The sequence below is a fragment of the Clostridium sp. N3C genome (genome assembly GCF_900095445.1).
GTDB lineage: Bacteria > Bacillota > Clostridia > Clostridiales > Clostridiaceae > Clostridium_AU.
Genome location: NZ_FMJL01000074.1, coordinates 1 through 9225, shown reverse-complemented (window position 1 = coordinate 9225; position 9225 = coordinate 1). Strand labels below are relative to the sequence as shown.

At 30.6% G+C, this 9225-nt stretch carries 7 protein-coding genes; all 7 read left to right on the top strand.

Translation table 11 applies throughout. The features are described 5' to 3' along the window. Positions 1-4470 (top strand): DEAD/DEAH box helicase family protein (locus N3C_RS14010; protein WP_242944113.1); only part of this gene is annotated, 4470 nt, incomplete at its 5' end. Positions 4471-4603: 133 nt separating this feature from the next. Continuing rightward, entirely contained in the window at positions 4604-5710 is a 1107-nt protein-coding gene (locus N3C_RS14005; protein ID WP_178377842.1) for an AAA family ATPase, read from the top strand. A 145-nt stretch (positions 5711-5855) separates the two neighbouring features. Next, complete coding sequence (locus tag N3C_RS15170) at positions 5856-6011, top strand: hypothetical protein (protein ID WP_178377841.1); 156 nt, start codon at positions 5856-5858, stop codon at positions 6009-6011. 121 nt (positions 6012-6132) lie between these two features. After that, complete coding sequence (locus tag N3C_RS14000; RefSeq protein WP_074366631.1) at positions 6133-7092, top strand: ParB N-terminal domain-containing protein; 960 nt, start codon at positions 6133-6135, stop codon at positions 7090-7092. A gap of 78 nt (positions 7093-7170) precedes the next feature. Next, a complete protein-coding gene (locus N3C_RS13995; RefSeq protein ID WP_074366630.1) occupies positions 7171-7587 on the top strand; it encodes a DUF6075 family protein in 417 nt (138 codons plus the stop codon). 309 nt (positions 7588-7896) lie between these two features. Then, on the top strand, positions 7897-8220 hold the full coding sequence (locus tag N3C_RS13990; RefSeq protein WP_074366629.1) for a PadR family transcriptional regulator: 324 nt from the start codon (positions 7897-7899) through the stop codon (positions 8218-8220). After that, complete coding sequence (locus N3C_RS13985) at positions 8217-9125, top strand: permease prefix domain 1-containing protein (protein ID WP_074366628.1); 909 nt, start codon at positions 8217-8219, stop codon at positions 9123-9125. Before N3C_RS13990 ends, N3C_RS13985 begins: the two co-directional genes overlap by 4 nt. The last annotated feature ends 100 nt before the right edge of the window (positions 9126-9225 follow it).

Here is a 9225-nt window from a genome sequence, read left to right as displayed (position 1 = left end):
TTTATTCCTGAAAATAAGCATAAGGAAGCTAAAAATATAGAAGATACTAAAAATGAAGATATTAGTAATAAACGCGATATTCAAGATAAAATCTATGAGCAGGTTATTTATAAGCTAAAAGCACTAAATGCTGATTATTATAGAAGTGTAGAGTTTGAAGAACCATTAGAAAAGAACCTTTACTCAAAGACTTTACAAAATATATCAAACTTTATTACAAGTCAAGTAGCATTAGAAGAAGTAAATATAGAAAGCAAGTTAGAAAAAACTCAAAGTGTAATTGATAAAATAATAAAAGATATTACTTTTAATGATATGGAGATTAATGCTGCTGTAAATAAAATAAGCTCTTTAATCCATACAGAAGCATCAACTGAGGTAAATAAAGAAGATATAACTACAGGTAAAAATTCAACTTGGGAAGATTATAAAAATAAAGCCATAGAAAATTATGAAATTAATATTTTAGGGTGGCTAAATAACAATGAAGTTAATAGAAAATCTGAAACTAAAGAAAAAACAAATGCAAAAGAAAAAGATGAGAAAATAAACTACAACTATAGTCCAGATGATGAAATTGTAGTTGGAGGACTTAAAACTAAATTTAGAAACAATATAGAAGCTATTAAAACTTTAAAGGTTATTGAAGAAGAAAATAGATTAGCAACACCAGAGGAACAGAAAATACTTGCTAAGTACGTAGGTTGGGGTGGCATGGCTCAAGCCTTTGATATTAATAGCGCAGGATGGAATAGTGAATATACAGAATTAAAAGCACTACTTTCTCCTGAAGAATATGCATCTGCAAGAGCTTCTACACCTAATGCTCATTATACTTCACCTACAGTGATTGAAGGAATATATAAAGCACTTGAGAACTTTGGATTTAAAACAGGTAATATATTAGAACCTTCCATGGGAGTGGGAAATTTCTTTTCTATGCTTCCAGACAGCATGAAAAATTCTAAGTTATATGGAGTAGAACTTGATGATATTTCAGGAAGAATAGCAAAGCAGCTATATCAAAAGGCGGATATCAAAATACAAGGCTTTGAAGAAAATAATTATCCAGACAATTTCTTTGACGTTGCTATAGGCAATGTTCCCTTTGGAGACTATAAGCTTCATGATCCTAAATATGATAAATATAATTTTTTAATACACGATTACTTTTTTGCTAAGGCTTTAGATAAAGTAAGACCAGGTGGAATTATAGCTTTTATAACTTCTAAAGGGACTATGGATAAAGAAAACAACAGTGTAAGAAAGTACATTGCTGAAAGAGCAGAATTAATTGGAGCAATAAGACTTCCTAATACTGCCTTTAAATCAAATGCCAATACAGATGTTACTGCGGATATTATATTTCTTCAAAAGAGAGAAAGGGTACAAGTTACAGAAGAAAATTGGCTTCATGTATCAAAAACAGAAGATGGAGTGCCTATAAATGAATACTTCCTTGATAATCCAGAAATGCTTCTTGGAAAAATGGTTTTTGATCAGAGAATGTTTGGTGAAGGTAGTAAATACACAGCCTTAGTTAATGATGATGAGAATTTTGATTTAAGTGAAGCTTTAGATAAAGCAGTTGGAAATCTAAATGCTAACATAACAAGTTTTGAAAGAGAAGAAGCTGCTGCGGAAGATTTTATTCCTGCTGATCCTAATGTGAGAAACTACACTTACACCTTTATAGATAACCAGCTTTATTATAGAGAAAATGCTGCAATGAGAAAGATTGAAGCTACAGGAAAGACTTTAGAGAGGATAAAAGGTCTCCATGCTATAAGGGAAATCACTAGAGAAATAATAGATATTCAAACAAACGGATGCACCCAAGAAGAGTTAAAAGAAAAGCAGGAAATATTGAATAAAAGGTATGATACCTTTGTTGAAAATTATGGATATATAACAGCAAGAACCAATAATACAGCTTTTAGAGATGATAATGATTATCCCCTATTATGTTCTCTTGAGGTAGTAGATGAAAACAAAAATGTTACTAAAGCTGATATGTTCACTAAACAAACTATACGTCCTCAGATAAAGATAACAGAAGTTGATACAGCTATTGAAGCTCTTACAGTAAGTTTAAATGAAAAAGGAACAGTAGATTTATCTCTAATGCTAGAAATTTATGATAGCACAAGAGAGAATATTATAAATGAACTTAAAGGTTTAATATTCTTAAATCCTGAAAAATATAATAAAGATGATTTACTTCAAGGATGGGAAACTCAAGATGAATATTTAAGCGGTAATGTAAGGCAGAAATTAAAATTAGCAAAGCTTTATGCTGAAACTAATCCAGAGCTTTTTACACAAAATGTAGAAGCCTTAGAAAAAGTTAAGCCAGTAAATTTAGAGGCTAGCGAAATTGACATAAGGCTTGGAACAACATGGATTGAAGAAAGAGATATAGAAAAATTTATTTATGAAACCTTAGGAACTCCAAAGTATGCACAAAACTCAGGTTCTCGTTATAGCAGCAATGAAATAAAAGTTCATTATAATAATTTCAATGCATCTTGGGTTATTGAAAACAAAGGTATAGATGGCTATTCCGTGGCAGCAACAGAAACCTTTGGAACTAAAAGGCTTAATGCCTACTACATTATTGAAGAAACCTTAAACCTTAGAACTGTTACAGTAAAAGACAGAATAGAAGAAGGCGATACTGTAAGATATGTACTTAATCAAAAGGAAACTATGCTTGCTAGAGAAAAGCAAAATCAGCTTAAAGAAGAATTTAAGAACTGGATATTCAGAGATCCTGACAGAAGAAAGAAGTATGTTGAATTCTATAATGAAAACTTTAATAACATAAGGCTTAGAGAGTATGATGGGAGCCATTTAACTTTCCCTGGAATGAATCCAGATATTAAACTTAGACAGCATCAAGTAAATGCTATAGCTAGAATTTTATATGGTGGAAGTACCCTTCTTGCTCATTGTGTGGGTGCGGGGAAGAGCTTTGAAATGATAGCAAGTGCAATGGAGCTTAAAAGACTAGGACTTTCCAAGAAAAGCATATTTGTAGTTCCTAATCATTTAACAGAGCAGATGGGAGCAGAGTTTTTACGATTATATCCTTCAGCTAATATTTTAGTTACTACAAAGAAAGACTTTGAAAAACAAAATAGAAGAAGATTTGTAAGTAGAATTGCAACAGGGGCTTATGATGCAATAATTATAGGTCATACTCAATTTGAAAAAATACCAATTTCAAAGGAAAGACAAGAAAGAATGTTAAATTATCAGATTGACCAAATGACCTATGCTATTGAAGCTACTAAAAGAGAAAGAGGAGAAAACTGGTCCGTAAAGCAGATGGAGAAATTTAAGAAAAGTTTAGAGAGTGAACTTAAAAGGCTTCTTGATGAATCAAGAAAGGATGATGTTATAAACTTTGAAGAGCTTGGCATTGACACTATGTTTGTGGATGAAGCACATTATTATAAAAACTGTGCAGTATTTTCTAAAATGAGAAATGTGGCTGGAATATCCAATACAAGAGCTAAAAAAGCCAGTGATATGCTTATGAAATGCCAATATATCCATGAGATAAATGAAGGCAGGGGAGTAATATTTGCTACAGGAACTCCTATTTCAAATTCTATGACAGAAATGTATGTAATGCAGAGGTATCTTCAAAATCATGAGCTTGAAAGGCGAGGAATACAGCATTTTGATGCTTGGGCTGCTAGCTTTGGCGAAGTGGTTTCCTCATTAGAACTTGCTCCAGAAGGTACAGGCTATAGGTTTAGAAGCAGGTTTTCAAAGTTTACAAACCTTCCAGAACTAATGACCTTATTTAAAAATATAGCAGATGTTCAAACCTCAGATATGTTAAAGCTTCCAGTACCAAAACTTAAAGATGATAAATATATTTTAGTATCTTCAGAGCCAAGTGAGTTTATAAAACATGAAATGGAAAACTATGTTGAAAGAGCTGAAAGAATTAGAAATGGCATGGTTGATCCTTCTGTAGATAATATGCTTAAGATAACTAATGAAGCAAGACTTTTGGGAACTGATCCAAGGCTTATCAATAAAGAAGCAATAAATGAGACAGATTCAAAGGTTAATAAGTGCATTGAAAATATTTATGAAGAATACAAAAAATCAGAAAGTATAAAAGGAACTCAAATAGTATTTTGTGATGTTGGAACGCCTAATTCAGATGGGCGTTTTTCTGTTTATGATTCAATTAAAGCAGAACTAATAAATAAAGGAATTCCTGAAAATGAAATATGCTTTATCCACGATGCTAAAAATGAAATACAACGTGAAGAAATATTTTCTGATATGAGGGCCGGAAATAAAAGAATAATTATAGGAAGTACACCTAAAATGGGAACTGGAACAAATATTCAAGACAGACTAATTGCACTTCATCATTTAGATTGTCCCTATAGACCAAGTGAGGTAGGACAGACTTTAGGGGCAGTAAACAAATACACAGCTTAAAGTCAAATATATCAAGGTTTTAAGAGGATAGCAATAGACCTAACAATATTCGAAAAAATTCAAACTCTCAAGGGGCAAGATGTCACCACTTGAGAGTTTTTTATATATAGATAATTTCACAGGAGGTGTAATTGTGGAAACAAAGGAAACTGAAAAGAAAAGTGAGCAGGCTCCAAAGCTTAATGTTATTGATGGCAAAACACTTCTTGAGATGGAGGTAAAACCACTTAAATACGTAATTTCTAAAATAATGCCTACAGGGCTTCATATTCTTGCAGGCAGCCCTAAAATCGGAAAGTCATGGCTTGCACTATGGCTTTGTAATCAAGTATCTAAGGGTGAGAAAGTTTGGGATTTTGAAACTATAAAAAGCTCTACACTTTATTTATCATTGGAGGATACAATTGAAAGAATACATTTTAGACTGGCACATATCACAGAGGAAGGTTCAGAGCAGTCCTTTTACTCTACAGAAGCGAAAGAGCTTTCAAAGGGATTAGAATTACAGCTTGAAAACTTTTTAAAGGAATATCCGGATACTTCATTAATTACTATTGATACTTTTCAAAGAATAAGGGATAGCTCCAATGATAAGAACGCTTATGCAAGTGATTATGATGAGGTGAGAAAGCTTAAAGTAATTGCAGATAAATATGATATTTCAATACTTTTAGTTCATCATCTTAGAAAAATGCCAGACAATGACCTTGTAAACATGGTTTCTGGTTCAACTGGTATTATTGGTGCTGTTGACGGCATTTTTATTCTTGAAAAAGAAAATCGTACAGAAAACAAGGCAAAGCTCCATATCACAGGAAGAGACATTGAAGACATGCTTTTATCTATTGAATTTGATAAGGAAGAAAGCGTATGGAAATTAATATCCTATGGGGATAATGTTTCTGATTTAAAAGAAGATCCTATTTTGATTGCAGTAGAAAAGTTTATTGCTAATATGAGAACCTTTCAAGGAACATCAAAGGAGCTGCTTGAAGAACTCAAAAAGATTGATAATAAAATTACTGCAAAGCCTAATGTTTTAGCAAGAGTACTTAATGTAAATAAGGATTTATTGAGGGATAAAAAAGGTATAGTTTATCAATCAAAGAAAATAAATGGAATAAAATTAATTTTCTTTACATGTTTGGGTGTCGATAGGGTCGATGGTGGCGATATTTTTCTATGTAAGGGTAAAGAGGAAAATACCGAAAATATCGACACCCAACTAAAAATTCAATAGGTATCTTGCTTAGGGTGTCGATATTTTAAGGTAGGGGTACATATAAAAATATCGACTTTATCGACACCATCGACACCCTAAAAGGTAGTTTGTTGATATTAAGAATAAATATTTTCTTCAATCTAAATAAGGAAGGAGAAGTTTTGTGAGCCAAAATAAGAATATAAAGACACAGGAAACACCGAAAGTAATTAAGGTTAAGGTAATAGTCAAGCCTTATTATACAGGGGATAAAAGCCTTATAGATGCATTTACAAAGGTTATTATAAGGGTTATAGAAAAAAGAACGGGAACGAGGTAAACAAGCTTAAAAACAACAAAATAATGAGGTTTGAAAACAAACTTAAGGATTTTATATAAAATGATAGAGCATAGTAATAAACTTAAAAGTTTAATATGAAACTAAAAAGGAGAAAAGCAAAATGGGCGAGAAAAAACTATTGAGCCTTGATGATTTGTTTAGCTTTGAGGAAGATGAACAACCTGAAATAGTGAATATAGATTTAGAAAATTTAATACCATTCTCAAATCACCCCTTTAAACTTTACGATGGCGAAAGATTAAATAATATGGTAGAGAGCATTAAAGAACTTGGAGTTATTACGCCAATTATAGTTCAGCCAGGACAAAATGGACTATATGAAATACTTGCAGAACACAACAGGCATAATGCTGCTAGAATTGCAGGGCTTAAAAAAATACCTGCTATTATTAAAGAAGGACTTACTGAGGAAGAAGCAATGTTAATAGTTACCGAAACTAATTTAATACAGAGAACCTTTGAAGATTTGTCTTATTCAGAGAGGGTTGCTGCCATTTCAGAAAGATATAAAGCAATGAAGAGACAAGGAAAAAGAACTGACCTTATAAATGAGATAAAAAGACTTGCTAATGTCGATAAGATAGAAAATAATCCAACCTCTCACCAACTTGAGACAAGGACGAGAGCTGATACAAAATTAGGACGGGAATATAATCTTTCAAGAAATATGATTGCTAGATATGTTAGATTATCTCAGCTAAATAAGAGCTTGCTTAATAGGCTTGATAATGGAGAAATTGCATTTATGACGGCGGTTACTCTTTCATTTATAAGTAGTGATATGCAGCAGATGATAGAGAATATCCTTACTGAAAACAAATTTAAAGTAGATATGAAAAGAGCAGAATTACTTAGGAAGTATTCAGATGAGGGGAAGCTAACAGAGGAAGCTGCTAGAGCTATATTAACTGGAAAGACATTAAAAAGAGATAAAGATAAAAATAACAATGTGATAAAGCTAAAGCCTAAGTTTTTAAAGAAATACTTTGAAGCTGATGTTAGTAAAGTAGAAATGGAAGAAGCCATTGCAAAGGCTTTAGACTTGTATTTTAACAAATAGATATTTGATATATTTACTGATGAGATTAATCTTATCAGTTTTTTATTTTATAAAATTAAGGTAATGGAGAGATGATTAATGACATTCTTAAATAAACTACATGAACAAAGATTTGATTTTTTAACTCAAGAAGATGTTACTAGCCCATACGATAATGAAAGGCAAGCCTTATTCTATATATTATCAGGTAACAGCGATTTATTTTCTAAAAGAAACTATATATATGATTTTGATGAACGCTGCATCTCTATAGACTGTTTGGATAGTGATAAAGTAGACTTTTCAACCAGTGCAAAGGCTCTTGTAAGATTAGGATTTAATCTATACAACGGATATTCTGATGATAGAACCAATCCTATGGATATATTCTATAGCTTAGATAGCAGCAACTATAATATAGCAATGTTTGCGACAGATTTAAGGTTTGGCATGGCAATTACAAATGAAAAGACAAATGATACTGAACTAGAAGATGATTATGATTTGTCGCTGTAGTAACCAAGAGGTTTTATTTTCAATATCACCTAATCAAATTTAGATTTAATTAATATTAGTTTTATGCTGGAGGTGTGGGCGATAGAAAATCATCTCGTTAGAGATGGCAAGCTTCCTATTGGTATAGCCAATAGCTTGCAAAGCGTGGGGATTCCCCACACCCCTTTTAGTTAAATATGAATATATATTCTAAGTATCCCATTAGTAATAAGACTTAAAGTAAATCAAAAAAATATATACATAGTATTAATATATACCTTGCAATGAGATGTATGTTTTGATATAATAATTACAGAAGGGAGGGAATTTATGGATATAGAAATATTTAAGGGATCTATTGATGTGCTTATATTAGGTATTTTAAACTCAAGAACATCATATGGATATGAAATTAGCAAATTAATTAAAGAGCAAAGTAATGATACTTATGAAATAGGTGAAGGTACATTATATGCGTCTCTAAAAAGATTAGAAAACAAAGAACTAATAACATCTTTTTGGCAGTTTAAGGATGACCGAAATAGAAAGTATTACAATATAACAGATTTAGGTAAAGAATATTTACAAGAAAAAGTTTCTGGTATAAGAAACCTTAATAATCTGTTAGATAAATTAACGGGAGGTAAAATATGACTGAATTCAGTGAATATGTAAGTAAATTATTGAAAAAAAGTAGACTTAATCGTTCAGAAAAAAAGGATTTAGAGAATGAGCTGGTAGAACACTTAAATAACATGAAAGATGATTATATAAAACAAGGTATGTCGGAAGAAGATTCGATAAATATGGCTATTAAGAATTTTAAAAAATCCGATTTTTTAAACGAAATAAATGATTTTACTACAAGTAGAAAATTAGCGGGTATAAATATATCCTACCTTTTAAAAATTAATATGCTACTAATTTTCATTTACATAATATTAATGATTGTTAATTTTGCATTGTTTGTATCAGATCCTGGTTCAAATTTGGTGTATTTTTTAATAATTTGTTTAGCTTTATTTGTTAATTATAATTATGCATCTAGTCGTTTTGAATCAAAAAGAGATATACTTTTAAATATATCAATTACATGTTTTATCTTCTTTTTTATAGAAAAGATTGGAATATTAATACTTTCAGCAATATATAGTATATTAGCTGCAAATCTCGAACTTAATATACTGAACCTATATATACTGAATCCAACAAAAATAGTAATCTACCTTGTTATATCAACAGCAGTAATATTGTTCGCAAAATATGACACTAATAATAATCCCAAAAGATACTACAATTTATTAACTACGGACATATTCGTGCTTTCTTCAAGCTTTATACTTATGTTGTTGTATTTTCTTTATCCTAACAGGCTTTACCTTTTAAATTTAAGTATATCTAAAATATTTGGCATTGATGTAGAGTTTTTTAGAAAGAACTTATTATATATGAATATTAATAATAAATTCACAATTATTAATATTGGATTATTATTAATATTACTGTATATGCTTTATAAGTTTATATCACGGTGCCTAAAGATAAATTTGAAACAATAATAAATTATACAAAAAATAAATATATCATTTTACATTAATGTATAATTATGTTAATATGTTAGTAAATACACTAATATGGTATTTACTAACATAATTATAA

What these genes read in the sequence shown, in the direction of transcription:
- N3C_RS14000 (WP_074366631.1), top strand. Translation starts at nt 6,133, where the DNA reads ATGGGCGAGAAAAAACTATTGAGCCTTGATGATTTGTTTAGCTTTGAG.
- N3C_RS13995 (WP_074366630.1), top strand. Translation starts at nt 7,171, where the DNA reads ATGACATTCTTAAATAAACTACATGAACAAAGATTTGATTTTTTAACT.
- N3C_RS13990 (WP_074366629.1), top strand. Translation starts at nt 7,897, where the DNA reads ATGGATATAGAAATATTTAAGGGATCTATTGATGTGCTTATATTAGGT.
- N3C_RS13985 (WP_074366628.1), top strand. Translation starts at nt 8,217, where the DNA reads ATGACTGAATTCAGTGAATATGTAAGTAAATTATTGAAAAAAAGTAGA.